Source organism: Thermus caliditerrae (assembly GCF_021462525.1).
Taxonomy (GTDB): domain Bacteria; phylum Deinococcota; class Deinococci; order Deinococcales; family Thermaceae; genus Thermus; species Thermus caliditerrae.
Window position 1 is genome coordinate 38,160 of record NZ_JAKEDT010000012.1, and the last position, 14,467, is coordinate 52,626.

Sequence of the window (14,467 nt, forward strand, 5' to 3'; positions counted from 1 at the left end):
GCTTGGGAACAGGATGCCCTGGCTCCTGGGCGTGCTCCTCTTGGAGGTGGGTCTGGCCCAGCCCCTCACCCTGCCCGACCTCTGGGAGAGGGTTTACGGGGAAGGGGGGTTTCGGGTGGAACGGGTCTTGGAGAGGACCCCCCGTTTCACCCGAGTGCTTTTCTCCCATCTTTCCGATGGGCTTCGGGTGTACGGATTTGCCAACCTGCCTTTGGGGCAGGGTCCCTTTCCCGTGGTGGTGGTGCTCCACGGGTACGTGGAACCCAGCCGTTACCGGACCCTTGCGTACACCACCCCTTACGCTGACTTTTTGGCCGCGGCAGGGTATCTGGTCCTCCACCCCAACTACCGGGGCCACCCCCCCTCCGAGGGGAGGCCTGCCAAGGGGCTCCGCCATGTCTACGCGGTGGACGTGCTGCATTTGCTGGCCGAGGTGCGGAAGGGCGTCCTTTCCCAAGCGGACGGGAAACGCATTGCCCTCTTCGGGCACTCCATGGGTGGGGGGATCGCCCAGGTGGCGGCCCTGGTGGATCCTCGTCTGAGGGGTGTGGTGCTTTACGGGAGCATGAGCGGAGACGAGAGGCGGAACCTGGAGCGGATCCGCGACTGGTCGGGGGGTACTCGAGGCCAAGAGCTTTTTACCCTTCCTCCAGAAACCCTGGAGGAGGCCTCTGCCTGGACCTACCTGGAGAGGCTTTCCGTGCCCTTTAGCGTTCACCACGGCACCCAGGACGCCCAGGTGCCCCCGGAATGGTCATGGGAGCTTTGCCGGAGGCTTAAGGCCCTGGGGAAGTCGGTGGAATGCTTCAGCTATCCCGCCGGCCACCTTTTCCACGGGGAGGCGAAGAGGGTGTTCCAAAAACGGGTTTTGGGTTTCCTGGGGCGGATTTTCCGGTAGGCTTAGGGCATGCGGGTCTTCTTGGAGAACCTTCCGGCCCTCTTCCTGGCCCTGGCCTTTGGCGGCACGGTGTACGGCCTGCTGGCCCGCTTGATGGGGGCGCAGCGGGTCTGGCCCTTTTTCCTTCTCGCCGCTTTGTTCCTGACGCTAGCCCTTTGGACTGGGCTAAAATAGCCCCTCGTGGCCAAGCGCGTGGTTTCCGTATCCCTGGGGGCAAGCCGCCGGGACTCCGTGGCCGAGGTGGAGCTCCTGGGGGAAAAGGTGGTCTTGGAGCGGCGGGGCACGGATGGGGACTTCCAGAAGGCCCTTCGCCTCATCGCGGAGCTGGACGGCCAGGTGGACGCCATTGGGCTGGGAGGGATCGATCTCTACCTTTGGGCCGGGGGAAGGCGGTACACCATCCGGGATGCCCGGAGGCTCAAGGAGGCGGCCAAGAGGACGCCGGTGGTGGATGGCTCCGGCCTCAAGCACACCCTGGAGCGGCGGGCGGTGGCCGAGCTTTCCGTCCTAATAGATTGGAAAAACACGAAGGTGCTCCTCCCCTCGGCGGTGGACCGCTTCGGTCTGGCCGAGGCCTTGGCGGAGGCGGGGGCCAGGGTGCTCTACGGGGACTTCATCTTCGCCTTGGGGCTTCCCATCCCCCTCTACTCCCTCTCCTTCCTGCAGAAGCTGGCCTACGTCCTCCTGCCCGTGCTGACCCAGCTTCCCTTTCAGCTCCTCTACCCCACGGGGGAGAAGCAGGAAAGGCGGGTGGTGGACTGGCGGAGCCGCTACTACGCCTGGGCAGACCTGGTGGCCGGGGACTGGCACTACTTAAGGCGGCACATGCCCGACGATATGCGGGGCAAGTCTGTCCTCACCAACACCACCACCAAGGAGGACGTGGACTTCTTGCGAGAGCGGGGGGTAAAGCGCCTCATCACCACCACGCCTCGCCTGGGAGGGAGGAGCTTTGGTACCAACGTCATGGAGGCCCTTTTGGTGGCCCTGGCCGGGCGGGAGCTTGGGGAGGAGGAGTACCTCCGGTATATTGACCTCTTAGGGCTTAGGCCCCAGGTCCTGGACCTACAGGAGGAAGCATGATCAGCGTGACCGACCTTAGACCCGGAACCAAGGTGAAGATGGAGGGCGGCCTTTGGGAGTGCGTGGAGTACCAGCACCAAAAGATTGGCCGTGGTGGGGCCAAGGTGGTGGCCAAGTTCAAGAACCTGGAAACCGGGGCCACCATTGAGCGCACCTTCAACTCCGGGGAGAAGCTGGAGGACATCTACGTGGAAACCCGGGAGCTCCAGTACCTGTACCAGGAGGGGGACGACCTGGTTTTCATGGACCTGGAAACCTACGAGCAGTTCCACCTCCCCAAGAACCAGGTGGAGGCGGCCCGCTTCCTTAAGGAGGGGATGACCGTTTTAGGGGACATGTACGAGGGGCGCCCCCTGAAGATCACCCCCCCCACGGTGGTGGAGCTCAAGGTGGTGGACACGCCCCCGGGGGTACGGGGGGATACGGTCTCGGGCGGTAGCAAGCCCGCTACCCTGGAAACGGGAGCGGTGGTGCAGGTGCCCCTTTTTGTGGAGCCGGGGGAGGTGATCAAGGTGGACACCCGCACCGGCCAATACGTGGGCCGGGCCTGAGGCCGAGCCCCTGCGGGCCTGGCCAGAGGGCCGGGCCCTCGTCTTTATCTTGACCCGGTTTAAAGCGCAGTCTTTCCGTTCATAGGGTAAGCTTTATGGCACGAGGTAGGCCTATGACGCCCAAGGAGCTCAAGCAGATACTGCAGGCCCTGGTGGAGCATGGGGTGAGCGAACTCACCCTAGAGACCCCCGACTACAAGCTCACCGTGCGCCGAGGCGGCGAGGTGCAGGTGGTGGCGGTACCCCAGGTGGTGGCGGCCCCAGCCTCTCAGGTTCAGGTGGCCCCGGCCCCCGTGCCTGCGCCTGCGGCAGAGGCTACCCCCCCCACCCCACCTCCACAGGAGGCCCCTAGGGGAGGGGAGAAGGCAGAGGAGTGCCCCGGGTGCGTGGAGGTCAAGGCCCCCATCGTGGGCACCTTTTACCGGGCTCCAGCCCCCGACGCTCCCCCCTATGTGAAGGAAGGGGACCGGGTGGAAAAGGGGCAGGTGCTCTGCATCATCGAGGCCATGAAGCTGATGAACGAGATTGAGTCCGAGATTTCGGGCATCGTCAAGAAGATCTTGGTGCAAAACGGGGAGCCCGTGGAGTACGGGCAGCCCCTTTTCCTGATCCAGCCCCTATGAAAAAGGTGCTGATCGCCAACCGGGGCGAGATCGCCCTCAGGATCATCCGGGCCGCCCGGGAGCTGGGCATCAAGACCGTGGTGGCCCACTCCACCGCCGACGAGAAGAGCCTGCCCGTGCTCTTGGCGGACGAGGCCATCTGCATCGGACCCCCCCCCTCGGGGCAGAGCTACCTGAACATCCCCAACCTACTATCCGCGGCCATCGTCACCGGGGCGGACGCCATTCACCCCGGGTACGGCTTCCTGGCGGAGAACGCCACCTTTGCCGAAATGTGCCGGGAGCACGGCATCACCTTCATCGGTCCCACCCCGGAGAACATGCGCGCCCTTGGGGACAAGGCCACCGCCCGGAAGGTGGCCCGGGAGGCAGGGGTGCCCACGGTGCCGGGCACGGATGAGCTCACGAGCGTGGAGGAGGCTAAACGCGCCGCCTTGGAGATCGGCTACCCCGTGATCCTCAAGGCCTCCGCCGGGGGTGGGGGCCGGGGGATGCGGGTGGTGCACACGGAGGAAGAGCTGGAAAGGGCCATCCAGCAGGCTCAGGAGGAAGCGCGGGCGGCCTTCGGCAACCCGGCGGTGTACCTGGAAAAGTACATCGAAGAACCCAAGCACATCGAGATCCAGGTGCTGGGGGATGGGGAGGACGTGGTGCACCTCTGGGAGCGGGACTGCTCCATCCAGCGCCGCCACCAGAAGCTCTTGGAGGAGGCGCCCAGCGTTCTCCCCTATGAGACGCGGAGGGCCATCGCCGAGGCCGCGGTGCGCCTGGCCAAGCACGTGGGGTACGTTTCCGCGGGTACCCTGGAGTTTTTGGTGGACAAGGAGGGGAACTTTTACTTCATCGAGATGAACACCCGCATCCAGGTGGAGCACCCGGTCACGGAGATGATCACCGGGGTAGACCTGGTCCAGGCCCAGTTCCGCATCGCCCGGGGGGAGAGGCTTTGGCTTAGGCAGGAGGAGATCCAGGCCCGGGGGCACGCCATTGAGGTGCGGATCAACGCCGAGGACCCGGAGAAGGGCTTTAGGCCTTCCATCGGCAAGGTGGAAACCCTTTTGTTCCCAGGTGGACCTGGCATCCGGGTGGACAGCCACCTCTATGCGGGCTACCAGATCCCGCCCCACTACGACAGCCTCATCGCCAAGATCATCGCCTGGGCTCCCACCCGGGAGGAGGCTATAAGGCGCATGGAAAGGGCTCTTTCTGAGACGGTGATTGAGGGCCCTGGGCTCAAGACCACCATTCCCTTCCATCAGAAGGTGCTCCAAAACGCCTTCTTCCGCCGCGGTGCCGTCTACACCAACTTCGTGGCCCGGCGCATGGAGATGTAGACTGGGCGTGTGATGGTGGACTACGAGATCAGCGACCACGCCCTCGAGGGCCTTGTGGCGCACGCCTTGGAGGGCCTCGAGGGGGTGCGGCTTCTGGAGACGGCTCCCCGCTCCCTGGGGGAGGTGTTCCGCCGGATGAAGCCGGTGAAGGTGGAGCGTTCCCCTGAAGGGCTTTCCGTGGACCTGGTGCTTTCCGTGGACTACGGGGTCGTCATCCCCGAGCTGGCCCAGGCGGTGCAGAAGGCGGTGGCCGAGGCCCTCTTTGTGGCCACCGGCGAGAAGGTGCGGGCGGTGAACCTCACCGTGGCCCAGGTGGAATACCGGAAGGAGGCCCATGCTCAGGCGGGCTAGGGAGCTGGCCATGCGGGCCCTCTTCGCCCATACCCAAGGGGGCGTGGAGTTGGAGGAGGCTCTGCGCCATGCCCTGGAGGAGATGGGGGGGGACGAGGAGGCTTACGGGGAGGCCTTGGACGAGGAGGGCGTGGTCTTTGCCCGAAGGCTCCTTGCGGGGTACAAGGCCCACCAGGAGGAGGTGGACCGCGTCCTGCGGGATACCGTGGAGGGCTGGGATTTCGCCCAGATGTCCAAAACGGACCTCACCGTCTTGCGCTTGGCCACTTACGAGATGCTCTACGAGCCCACACCTTTTGCGCCCCTGATTGAGGTGGCGGTGAAGATCGCTAACCGCTACGGGGGGGAGCACTCCGGGGCCTTTGTGAATGGGGTGCTGGGCCGCCTCTACCGGCGGATCCAGGAGGGGGAAGTGAGCACCGTTCCCAAGGAGGGGTGAGATGACGCTAGCCCGAGTTCTTTCCGGCCACGAGGTGGCAGATGCAGTGTACCAGGAGCTGCGGCAGACCCTTCAGAGCCTTCCTTTTATCCCCTCTCTAAGGGTGATCCGTTTGGGGGAGGACCCAGCCTCGGTGTCCTACGTGCGGCTCAAGGACAAGCGGGCCCGGGAGCTGGGCCTAAGGAGCCAGGTGGAGGTCTACCCCGAGGACTTCAGCGAGGAAGCCCTGCTGGAGCGCATTGCGGAGCTCAACGAGGACCTCGAGGTGGACGGCATCTTGGTGCAACTCCCCCTTCCCAAGCATATCCGGGCGGAGCGCGTTCTGGAGGCCATTTCCCCTGCCAAGGACGTGGACGGCTTCCACCCGGTGAACGTGGGGCGGCTTTGGAGCGGGGGCGAGGGGCTTTTCCCCTGCACCCCATTGGGCATCGTGCGCCTCTTGAAGCACTACGGGGTGGAGCTTGGCGGCAAGGAGGTGGTGGTTTTGGGCCGCTCCAACATCGTGGGCAAGCCCCTGGTGGGCCTCCTCCTCCGGGAGGACGCCACGGTCACCGTGGCCCACTCCCGCACCCGGAACCTGCCGGAGGTGACTCGCCGGGCGGACGTCCTGGTGGTGGCGGTGGGCCGCCCCCACCTGGTGCGCAGGGAGTGGGTGCGCCCCGGGGCCATCGTGGTGGACGTGGGGGTGAACCGGGTGGAAGGGAAGCTCCTCGGGGACGTCCACCCCGAGGTGGCGGAGGTGGCCTCGGCCCTCACCCCGGTCCCTGGGGGTGTGGGGCCCATGACCGTGGCCATGCTCATGGCCAACACCGTGAAGGCGGCCCTCCTCAGGCGGAATGGAGCTTCTCGCTAACCAAATTTTCTGGACTGCCATCCTGGCCAACTTCCTGGCCCAGACCCTAAAGCTTTTTCTCTATTACCTGTTAGAGGGCCATTTTCAGTGGGAGCGGTTCTTGGAGACGGGGGGGATGCCGAGCTCCCACTCCGCCACGGTGAGCGCCCTGGCCATGGGGGTGGGGTTCCAGGAGGGGTTCGGGAGCGCCCTCTTCGCCGTGGCGGCGGTCTTTGCCCTCGTCGTCATGTACGACGCCACCGGCATTCGCCGGGCTGCGGGGCTCCACGCCCAGCTCTTAAACCAGCTGGTGCAGGAGCTGCAGAAGGTGCTGGAAAAGGGGCCTGCCCCGGAGCCTCTGAAGGAACTTCTGGGCCACACCTACCTGGAGGTGTTGGTGGGGGCGCTCCTGGGAGCGCTGGTGGCTTTCGTCAGCTTTCACCTCTTCCCGGCAGCGTAAAAGGCCAGGGTCTGGCCGATGAGGAAGACCAAAAGGCCCAAAACAGGGGAGAGGAAGTAGACGAGAAAGCTGGTGAAGAGGGCTAGAACCAAGGGGAGGAGGGGCTTCTTAAAGCGATGGAAGACCCAAAGATTGAGAAGCCCGAAGAGCAAAAGGAGGGCAAAGCCTACGGTTTCCACGGGGCACCATTGTACGCTCTTGCCAAAGGGGGGGATTGGGGTAAACTTTTACCGAGTATAAGGAGGGTACACCCATGCTGACCCTACCGGAAAAAATCCTCTTTATCCTGCTCCTGGCGGGAAGCCTCTATTTCGCCTACACCGGGTTCCGCCGGGTCTACCTGGCCATCCGCCGGGGAAGGCCAGAGGAGCGCTTTGATCGCCTTCCCGAACGGGTGGGGCGGGCCATTTGGCTTACCCTCACCCAGCAGACGGTCTTCAAGCGGCGGCCCTTGGTTTCCCTCCTCCACGCCTTCGTCTTCTACGGCTTCGTGTACTACCTCTTGGTTAACCTGGTGGATCTTCTGGAGGGGTACTTCCCCTTGCACACCCAGGGGGGAATGTGGAACCCCTACAACCTGGTGGCCGACCTCCTCACCGCGGCCATCCTGGTGGGCATCCTGGGCCTGATGCTCCGCCGCTACCTGGTGGCCCCGCGGGATTTCACCTGGAACCCCAACGTGCCCCTGCACGAACGGGTGCGCGAGGGCATCCCCAGGGACTCGGCCATCGTGGGCGCTTTCATCACCTTTCACGTGGGAAGCCGCTTGCTCTCCAAGGCCGCTTCCTTGGCCCAGGGGGAGCCCGACCCCTTCCAGCCGGTGGCCAGCGCCTTGGCCTCGGTCCTGGCGGGGCTTTCTCCTGGGGCTTTGGTGGCGGTGGAGCACGTCTTCTGGTGGGGCGCCTTGGGTTCCATTCTCCTTTTCCTGCCCTACTTTCCCCGCTCCAAACACATCCACCTGATGATGGCTCCCGTCAACCTGGCCTTCCGCCAGGAGAAGCTCGGCGCCCTCAAGCCCCTGGACTTTGAGAAGGAAGAGGAAAAGTTTGGGGCGGAGAAGCTGGAGGACCTCTCCTGGAAGCGTCTTCTGGACGCTTATGCCTGCATCATGTGCAACCGCTGCCAGGAAGCCTGCCCTGCTTACACCACGGGAAAGGCCCTCTCCCCGGCGGCCATCGTCATCTCCGAGCGGTACGAACTGAATGAGATCCTCCCGGCCTTTGCCAGCGGGCAGGAAAGCCCGAGGCCCCTCATGGAGTTTGCCCTGAACGAGGAGGCGCTTTGGGCCTGCACCACCTGCATGGCGTGCGTGGAGGTCTGTCCCGTGGGCAACGAGCAGATGCTCCACATCCTGGACGTGCGCCGGGCCAAGGTGCTCATGGAAGGGGAGTTCCCCCAGGAGCTCAACAACGCCTTCCGGGGCATGGAGCGCTCGGGCAACCCCTGGGGTATCGGCCAGGACAAGCGCCTGGACTGGGCCGAGGGGCTTTCCGTGCCCACGGTGGAGGAAAAGCCCCACCCTGAGGTCCTTTACTGGGTGGGGTGCGCCGCCAGCTACGATCCCCGGGCGCAGAAGATCGCCCGGAGCATGGTGGAAATCCTGAACGCCGCCGGGGTGGACTGGGCGGTGTTGGGCAAGCGGGAGAAGTGCACCGGGGACGCGGCCAGGAGGGCAGGGAACGAGTACCTCTTCTTCCAGCTGGCCACGGAGAACGTGGAAACCCTAAACCAGGTGGCCCCCAAAACCATCGTCACCACCTGCCCCCACTGCCTCCATACCCTGGGCAACGAGTACAAGGATTTTGGCGGGGAGTACCGGGTGGTGCACCACTCGGAGTTCATCGCCGAGCTTCTGCAAAGCGGCAAACTCCAGGTGTCCGAGGAGACCAAGAAGGTGGTCTTCCACGACCCCTGCTACCTGGGCCGCCACAACGGGGTGTACGACCCCCCCAGGGACGTGCTCAAGGGGGTAGGTTTCCAGCTGGTGGAACCGCCCAGGAACCGGGAAGGGAGCTTCTGCTGCGGGGCGGGTGGGGCCCAGTTCTGGAAGGAGGAGGAGCCTGGGGCCATGCGGGTTTCCGAGAACCGCTACCGGGAGCTCAAGGGCACCGGGGCCGAGGTCATCGCCACCGGGTGCCCCTTCTGCATGGCCATGATGAACGTGGAGGTGGCCCAGGACCAGGCCCCGCCCCAGGTGCTGGACATCGCCGAGCTGGTGGCCCAGGGCCTCAAGGCTTGAGGTAGGCGGCGAAAGCCCGCCACCCCCCCATCCACCCCTCCCCGAAGGCCTTCAGGGAAAGGCCAGGGGGAGGGGTGAGGAGCTCTAGGGGCTCCCAGTAGAAGGGGCTTTCCGGCCTTCCCCGCCTGGCCGCCTCCTTCCGGGTGAAGCCCTCCACCAGGAGGAGCCCTCCTGGCAGGAGCAAAGGAGGGAGGGCCTCGAGGAGCGGGCGGTTCACGTAGTAGCTCATGAGGATGGCGGCGAAGGGGCCAGGGGGTAGCGCCCGTTCTGCTCCCGGCGCCTCGAGGTCCAGCGCCTGCAGGGTAAGCCCAGGGGTGTCCGCAAGCCCGCGGAGGGCCTCCCGGCTCCTCTCCACCAGGACCACGGGGTGGCCCCGCTGGAGAAAGAAATGGGCGTTCCGCCCCAGGCCCCCCGCCAGGTCCAGCACCGGCCCTGGGGGGGCCAGGGGCCCGAAGGCCCGCACCACGAAGGCGGGCTCCCGCGGTCCGTGGGCCTTGCGGTAGAAAGCGTCCCAGTCCCTAGGCATGCCTCTTGAGGGAGAGAAGGCTTCCTCCCACCAGGATGGCCAGGGTGATGCCCCAGAAGACCTCCTTGGGGAGGTGCAGGGCCCACTCGGGCCGGTGAAGGAGGTGGGCCAGGGTGCCCTCCCCCTCCAGGAGGAGCTTGACCCCGGCCCAGCCCACCAGGACATAGGCCACCCTCTCCAGCCCGGGGTAGCGCTCCATGAAGGCCACCACGTAGCCTGCCGCCAGGCGGATGAAGAGGATGCCCAGGGCCACCCCCAGGAAGACCAGGAGGAGGTCCTTGGAGAAGGCCACCACCGCCAGGATGGAGTCCACGGCGAAGGCTAGGTCCACCAGGTTGACCATGAGGACCACCCGCCAGAAGCTTTGGGCCGAGGCCTCGGGCAGGGGCTTGGCCTCGGGGTGGTCGCGGAGGTGCTGGAGCATGAGGTAGAGGAGGTAAAGCCCCCCTAGCACCTGCACCCACCACAGCTGGATGACGTAGACGGCGAAGAGAAGGGCGAGGCCCCGCAGCACGTAGGCCCCCAGCACCCCGTAGAAGAGGGCCTTGCGCCTTAGGTCCGGGGGCAGGGGCTTGACCATCACCGCCAAGACCAGGGCGTTGTCCCCGGAGAGCAGGGCCTCGAGGGCCGCTACGGAGAGGAGGACCAGCAGGGCTTCCCCGCTCACGGCTCCCCCAGAAGGTAGCGAAGCCCTGGGGCCAGGGCCTGCTTCCAGGTGACCCAGTTGTGCCCAGAAGGGCGTTCCCGGTAGGCGTGGGCGGCCTTGCGGTCCGCCAGCAAGGCGGCGAAGCGGCGGTTGGGGCCCAGGAGCCACTCCAATAGGCCCACCTCCAGGTACACCCTGGGCAGGGCCTCTGCCTCGGCGTAGCGCTCCAGGAGCCACTCCTGGTCCCGGTAGGCGTCCTGCCCCCCGGGGTGGGCTTTGAGGGCAGGGGAGAGGGCAAGGACCTTGGCGAAGCGCCCCGGATGCCGCCAGGCCTGCCACAAGGAGAAAAGCCCCCCCAATGAGGCCCCCACCAGGACCAGTTCCCCCAAAGGGCCATAGGTCCTTTCCACCTCCCCCAAGAGGTGGTGGAACTCCGCTTCGTAGGCTTTGGAGAAGCGGTACTCCCGGTTGCGGTCTATGGGTTCCACAAAGACCAGGCGCACCGGGGGAATGTGCCCCTCTTCCAGAAGGGCCTGGGCCACCTTGTGCAGGCCCGCGGTGCGGTAGAAGGCCACCCCGTCCTGGGCCACCAGGGTGGCCTTGGGGGCATCTCCCGTTTCCGCCACATAAAAGCGCCTTTCCCCCAGACGGTGCCGCTCCACCTTGGGTTCCAGCAGGGGCTCGGGGGGTGCTTCGAAGCGGTGGCCGGGCAGGCGCACCGCCCGGGGGTAGGTCCACCAGGGGTTGTCCGCCTTCTCGGGATTGTCCGGGTCGGGGAAGGGCCTTCCCTTGGCGTCCAAGAAGGCGTACTCCACGTAGGCGCCTTCGGGGAACTCCAGGGTGAGGGGCCCGGGGAGAGGGATGGGGTTTCGCTCCCAGTCGGTGAAGTCGCCCACCAGGGCGGCGGCGCCCTCGGGGGGGAAGAAGGTCACCGTACGCGTGCCGATCCGCACCACGGCCCTACTCTACCCGGAACCCGCCGGGGCGGGCCAAGGGAGAGGGCTTGCACCCTCTGCCGCTCAACCCTTGGCTCCTCTCCGAAACCCGAGGCCATGCCCCACCCGTTTGCCGGGGCGCCCACGCGGACATAGTCCGCGTGGGGTGGTATCAGAGCTTCTCCAGCTCCGGGTAGAGGAGGAGGAGTTCTTCCTCCGTGAGGGCCTCGCCCTCCCGCTCTGGGGTCCAGGAGAGGTAGGCGGCCAAAAGGCTGTAGGGGCTGGAGCCTGCCAGGTCCAGAAGGGCCTCCCGCACCGCGGCCCGGGAGAGCTTAGGTTTGGGCGGATGGAGGCGGCGTTCCGCCAAGAGGAGGCTGACCACCAGGTACCTTCCCCCAGGCTCCATCTGGGCCTGATAGCTTTCCTCGGAGCGCTTCTTTCCTTCGAAGTGGCGGAAGGTTTCCTGGTACTTGCTGCGCTCCTCCACCATCCAGGCATCAAAGCGGGCCATGACCTCTTCCTCTCCCCCCGCCTTCACCTCGTAGGTGGCAAAGCGCCAGGCGGGCTCCTCCCTCAGGAGGATGAGGACCGCCTCGTCCACCAGATCGGCCAGGCCTTTGGCGGAGGTGGTATCGGCCTCTTCCGCCAAACGGCGCAGGGCCCGCTGCGTTTCGGGCCGGAGGAGAAGGGCCAGGCGCAGCCGAGCGGCGCTGGCCACGGGGCCTTCTCCCGCCTGGCGCAGGCCCCGCACCATGAGGGCCGCCACCACCACCAGGCCGAAGAAGACCAGGACGGGCATGAGGCCCAGGCTGCCTCCGCCGCCAGGGTAGACCACCACCGGCCCCGGGTAGGTGGGTACGGGGGTGGGGAAGGTGGGGGCAGGGCCGGGAGCCATGGGGGGTGGGCTTGGGGTGTAGGGACGCCCCCCCACGCCGCCCCCGCTCTTCTGGGCCAGGGCCAAGGCCAACCCCACCAGGAGGAGCCAGAGGAGGCGGCGCATGGCTCTAAGCATACGCCAGGGCCTCGAGGCTTTGCGCTAAAACGCACTTTGCAGTAAACTTGACACAGGTAGGCTTAGGCTATGGACGAACACAGCGAAAGGAGGGAGAGCATGCTACCGGAAACGTTGCCCGTCTGCCCCGTGCGGGGGTCGGTCATCTACCCCACCATGGTCATGCCCATCGATGCGGGCCGACCCATCTCCATCCGGGCCATCGACGAGGCCCTGGCGCGGGAGCGGGTGCTCCTCATTGTGAGCCAGAAGGACAAGGAGGTGGAGGTGCCCAAACCCTCCGACCTCTACGAGGTGGGCACCGCCTGCAACATCCTAAAGATGCGCAAGAACCCGGACGGAACCGTCCAGGTTCTGGTGCAGGCCTTCGCCCGGGTGTGGGTCAAGGAGTGGCTGGACCTCAAGGACCACCTCGAGGCCAAGGGGGAGGTGCTGGCGGACGAACCCTCCGATCCCACCCTGGTGAAAGCCCTGGTGCGGGAGGTTAAGGACAAGTTCCAGGCCCTCCTCAAGGAGGGGAAGTACCTGGCCCCCGAGGTGGCCCAGTTCGTCCTCAACCTGGAGGACCCCTCCCAGCTCGCCGATTACATCGCCTTCCACATGGACTTCCGCCTGGAGGATAAGCAGCGGGTTCTGGAGACCGCCGACGTCGCCGAGCGCCTGAAGCGGGTCCTGGTCCTTCTGGAAGCGGAGCTGGAGCTCATCGAAACCCAGCGCCGCATCCAGCAGCAGGTCAAGGAGGAGATCGACCGCAACCAGCGGGAGTACTTCCTCCGCGAGCAGATGAAGGCGATCCAGCGCGAGCTCCACGGGGAGGAGGGCGCCGAGGAGGTGGAGGAATTCCGGAAGAGGGTGGAGGAGCTGAACCTGCCCCCCGTGGTGCGCCAGGAGGTGGAGCGGGAGCTCAACCGCTTCGCCCGCATGCACCCGGACTCCGCCGAGGCCAGCGTCATCCGCACCTACCTGGACTGGGTCGTGAACCTGCCTTGGAACCGGCGCACGGAGGACAACCTGGACCTCACCCGGGCCAAGGAGATCCTCGAAAGGGACCACTACGGCCTGGAGAAGGTGAAGGACCGGGTGCTGGAGTTTTTGGCGGTGCGCAAGCTAAAGGTGGAAAGGGCCAAGCGAGGGGAGATCCCCGAGGAAGAGGTGAACAAGGGCCCCATCCTCCTCTTCGTGGGCCCGCCTGGGGTGGGTAAGACCTCCATCGCTAAAAGCATCGCCGAGGCTTTGGGCCGCAAGTACGTGCGCATCTCCCTGGGGGGGGTGCGGGACGAATCCGACATCCGGGGCCACCGCCGCACCTACATCGGGGCCATGCCGGGGCGGATCATCCAGGGCCTCCGTCAGGCGGGGACCAAGAACCCGGTCTTCCTCCTGGACGAGGTGGACAAGCTGGGGATCTCCTACCAGGGGGACCCGGCGGCGGCGCTTTTGGAAGTCCTAGACCCCGCCCAGAACAAGGAGTTCGTGGACCACTACCTGGGGGTGCCCTTTGACCTTTCCGAGGTGATGTTCATCTGCACCGCCAACTTCCCCCAGAACATCCCCGCCCCCCTCTGGGACCGGATGGAGGCCATCGAGTTCACCAGCTACATCGAGCAGGAGAAGCTGGAGATCGCCAAGCGCTACCTCCTGCCCCGGCAGATGCGGGAAACGGGGCTTTCCGAAGGGCAGGTGGTGGTGACGGAGGCGGTCCTCATGCGCCTCATCACCCACTACACCCGCGAGGCGGGGGTGCGGCAGCTGGAGCGGGAGATCGGTTCCCTCCTCCGTAAGGCGGCGCGGCAGATCCTGGAGGAGGGTAAGAAGCGGGTGCGCATTACCGAGAAGGACCTGGAGCGGTACCTGGGTCCGCCCCGCTTCCTGCCGGAAACCGAGGCCCGGGAGCCCCAGGTGGGGGTGGCCACGGGGATGTACTACACCCCGGTGGGCGGGGACATCATGTTCGTGGAGGTTTCCGTGATGCCGGGCAAGGGGAACCTGATCCTCACCGGGCAACTGGGGGACGTGATGAAGGAGTCCGCTCGGGCCGCCCTGTCCTACGCGAAGAAGAACGCCCTGCGCTTCGGCATCCCCGAGGAGCGCTTTGAGGGCTCGGACATCCACATCCATGTGCCCGCGGGGGCCATCCCCAAGGAGGGGCCTTCCGCGGGGGTAGCCATCGTGAGCGCCTTGGTCAGCGCCCTCACCGAGGTGCCCGTCCGCCACGACATCGCCATGACCGGGGAGATCACCCTTACGGGTAGGGTGCTTCCCATCGGCGGGGTGAAGGAGAAGGTGCTGGGGGCCAGGCGGGCGGGGATCCGTGAGGTCATCCTCCCCAAGCAGAACGAGCCCGACCTGGCGGACGTCCCCAGGCCCTTGCGGCAGAACATGACCTTCCACTTCGTGGAACACCTGGATCAGGTGCTGGACCTGGCCTTGGTGGGAGGGCTCAAGGCCCTCGAGGCCCGCGCCAAGGAGAAAAAGGGTAAGGTGCCCGCCCGGAAGTCCAAGAAGGAGGTGGTGGCCCGAGCCTAAGGTGGGGCCCCC

17 protein-coding genes are annotated in these 14,467 nt (G+C 65.9%); 12 read left to right on the plus strand and 5 right to left on the minus strand.

Going from position 1 to position 14,467, the window contains the following annotated elements; genetic code table 11:
* The first annotated feature begins 13 nt into the window (after positions 1-13).
* From L1088_RS07690 to L1088_RS07735, 10 genes are all read left to right on the plus strand, one after another.
* Positions 14-898: an alpha/beta hydrolase family protein gene (locus L1088_RS07690; RefSeq protein WP_234554416.1), complete on the plus strand. Its 885-nt coding sequence runs from the start codon at positions 14-16 to the stop codon at positions 896-898.
* Between the two features lie 9 nt (positions 899-907).
* The gene (locus tag L1088_RS07695) at positions 908-1,072 is read left to right on the plus strand and encodes a hypothetical protein (RefSeq protein ID WP_200874478.1); all 165 of its coding nucleotides are present in this window, start codon (positions 908-910) and stop codon (positions 1,070-1,072) included.
* Between the two features lie 6 nt (positions 1,073-1,078).
* Positions 1,079-1,981, plus strand: a complete 903-nt coding sequence (locus L1088_RS07700) for a DUF8754 domain-containing protein (protein WP_234554417.1) — start codon at positions 1,079-1,081, stop codon at positions 1,979-1,981.
* The gene (efp, locus tag L1088_RS07705) at positions 1,978-2,532 is read left to right on the plus strand and encodes an elongation factor P (RefSeq protein ID WP_038046238.1); all 555 of its coding nucleotides are present in this window, start codon (positions 1,978-1,980) and stop codon (positions 2,530-2,532) included. Before L1088_RS07700 ends, efp begins: the two co-directional genes overlap by 4 nt.
* A 113-nt stretch (positions 2,533-2,645) precedes the next feature.
* A complete protein-coding gene (gene accB, locus L1088_RS07710; protein ID WP_234554418.1) occupies positions 2,646-3,155 on the plus strand; it encodes an acetyl-CoA carboxylase biotin carboxyl carrier protein in 510 nt (169 codons plus the stop codon).
* Positions 3,152-4,489 carry an acetyl-CoA carboxylase biotin carboxylase subunit gene (accC, locus tag L1088_RS07715; RefSeq protein WP_234554419.1) on the plus strand — a complete coding sequence of 446 codons (1,338 nt, stop codon included), beginning with the start codon at positions 3,152-3,154 and terminating at the stop codon, positions 4,487-4,489. Before accB ends, accC begins: the two co-directional genes overlap by 4 nt.
* Positions 4,490-4,501: 12 nt before the next feature.
* Complete coding sequence (locus tag L1088_RS07720) at positions 4,502-4,840, plus strand: Asp23/Gls24 family envelope stress response protein (RefSeq protein WP_038046242.1); 339 nt, start codon at positions 4,502-4,504, stop codon at positions 4,838-4,840.
* Positions 4,824-5,279, plus strand: a complete 456-nt coding sequence (gene nusB, locus L1088_RS07725) for a transcription antitermination factor NusB (protein WP_234554420.1) — start codon at positions 4,824-4,826, stop codon at positions 5,277-5,279. The genes L1088_RS07720 and nusB overlap by 17 nt, the downstream gene beginning before the upstream one ends.
* A gap of 1 nt (position 5,280) precedes the next feature.
* Positions 5,281-6,132 carry a bifunctional 5,10-methylenetetrahydrofolate dehydrogenase/5,10-methenyltetrahydrofolate cyclohydrolase gene (locus L1088_RS07730; protein WP_234554421.1) on the plus strand — a complete coding sequence of 284 codons (852 nt, stop codon included), beginning with the start codon at positions 5,281-5,283 and terminating at the stop codon, positions 6,130-6,132.
* Positions 6,116-6,571, plus strand: coding sequence for a divergent PAP2 family protein (locus L1088_RS07735; protein ID WP_234554422.1), 456 nt, complete (start codon positions 6,116-6,118; stop codon positions 6,569-6,571). The genes L1088_RS07730 and L1088_RS07735 overlap by 17 nt, the downstream gene beginning before the upstream one ends.
* Here L1088_RS07735 and L1088_RS07740 read toward each other — a convergent pair.
* Positions 6,550-6,750, minus strand: a complete 201-nt coding sequence (locus tag L1088_RS07740) for a hypothetical protein (RefSeq protein WP_234554423.1) — start codon at positions 6,748-6,750, stop codon at positions 6,550-6,552. The genes L1088_RS07735 and L1088_RS07740 overlap by 22 nt on opposite strands.
* Positions 6,751-6,824: 74 nt before the next feature.
* On the opposite strand from L1088_RS07740, the gene L1088_RS07745 reads away from it, so the two are divergent.
* Positions 6,825-8,810: a (Fe-S)-binding protein gene (locus L1088_RS07745; protein WP_234554424.1), complete on the plus strand. Its 1,986-nt coding sequence runs from the start codon at positions 6,825-6,827 to the stop codon at positions 8,808-8,810.
* Here the strand turns inward: L1088_RS07745 and L1088_RS07750 are convergent.
* From L1088_RS07750 to L1088_RS07765, 4 genes are all read right to left on the minus strand, one after another.
* A complete protein-coding gene (locus L1088_RS07750; protein WP_234554425.1) occupies positions 8,800-9,336 on the minus strand; it encodes a class I SAM-dependent methyltransferase in 537 nt (178 codons plus the stop codon). The genes L1088_RS07745 and L1088_RS07750 overlap by 11 nt on opposite strands.
* Positions 9,329-10,003, minus strand: coding sequence for a TerC family protein (locus L1088_RS07755; RefSeq protein WP_234554426.1), 675 nt, complete (start codon positions 10,001-10,003; stop codon positions 9,329-9,331). The genes L1088_RS07750 and L1088_RS07755 overlap by 8 nt, the downstream gene beginning before the upstream one ends.
* Complete coding sequence (locus L1088_RS07760; RefSeq protein WP_234554427.1) at positions 10,000-10,938, minus strand: alpha/beta hydrolase; 939 nt, start codon at positions 10,936-10,938, stop codon at positions 10,000-10,002. Before L1088_RS07760 ends, L1088_RS07755 begins: the two co-directional genes overlap by 4 nt.
* A 151-nt stretch (positions 10,939-11,089) precedes the next feature.
* A complete protein-coding gene (locus L1088_RS07765; protein ID WP_438948063.1) occupies positions 11,090-11,917 on the minus strand; it encodes a DUF1517 domain-containing protein in 828 nt (275 codons plus the stop codon).
* Between the two features lie 111 nt (positions 11,918-12,028).
* Between L1088_RS07765 and lon the strand changes: the two genes are divergently transcribed.
* Positions 12,029-14,455 carry an endopeptidase La gene (gene lon / locus L1088_RS07770; RefSeq protein ID WP_234554441.1) on the plus strand — a complete coding sequence of 809 codons (2,427 nt, stop codon included), beginning with the start codon at positions 12,029-12,031 and terminating at the stop codon, positions 14,453-14,455.
* Positions 14,456-14,467 lie beyond the last annotated feature (12 nt).

What these genes read in the sequence shown, in the direction of transcription:
- nusB (WP_234554420.1), top strand. Translation starts at nt 4,824, where the DNA reads ATGCTCAGGCGGGCTAGGGAGCTGGCCATGCGGGCCCTCTTCGCCCAT.
- L1088_RS07695 (WP_200874478.1), top strand. Translation starts at nt 908, where the DNA reads ATGCGGGTCTTCTTGGAGAACCTTCCGGCCCTCTTCCTGGCCCTGGCC.
- efp (WP_038046238.1), top strand. Translation starts at nt 1,978, where the DNA reads ATGATCAGCGTGACCGACCTTAGACCCGGAACCAAGGTGAAGATGGAG.
- L1088_RS07720 (WP_038046242.1), top strand. Translation starts at nt 4,502, where the DNA reads ATGGTGGACTACGAGATCAGCGACCACGCCCTCGAGGGCCTTGTGGCG.
- L1088_RS07690 (WP_234554416.1), top strand. Translation starts at nt 14, where the DNA reads ATGCCCTGGCTCCTGGGCGTGCTCCTCTTGGAGGTGGGTCTGGCCCAG.
- L1088_RS07730 (WP_234554421.1), top strand. Translation starts at nt 5,281, where the DNA reads ATGACGCTAGCCCGAGTTCTTTCCGGCCACGAGGTGGCAGATGCAGTG.
- L1088_RS07765 (WP_438948063.1), bottom strand. Translation starts at nt 11,917, where the DNA reads ATGCGCCGCCTCCTCTGGCTCCTCCTGGTGGGGTTGGCCTTGGCCCTG.
- L1088_RS07735 (WP_234554422.1), top strand. Translation starts at nt 6,116, where the DNA reads ATGGAGCTTCTCGCTAACCAAATTTTCTGGACTGCCATCCTGGCCAAC.
- L1088_RS07745 (WP_234554424.1), top strand. Translation starts at nt 6,825, where the DNA reads ATGCTGACCCTACCGGAAAAAATCCTCTTTATCCTGCTCCTGGCGGGA.
- accB (WP_234554418.1), top strand. Translation starts at nt 2,646, where the DNA reads ATGACGCCCAAGGAGCTCAAGCAGATACTGCAGGCCCTGGTGGAGCAT.
- lon (WP_234554441.1), top strand. Translation starts at nt 12,029, where the DNA reads ATGCTACCGGAAACGTTGCCCGTCTGCCCCGTGCGGGGGTCGGTCATC.
- accC (WP_234554419.1), top strand. Translation starts at nt 3,152, where the DNA reads ATGAAAAAGGTGCTGATCGCCAACCGGGGCGAGATCGCCCTCAGGATC.
- L1088_RS07750 (WP_234554425.1), bottom strand. Translation starts at nt 9,336, where the DNA reads ATGCCTAGGGACTGGGACGCTTTCTACCGCAAGGCCCACGGACCGCGG.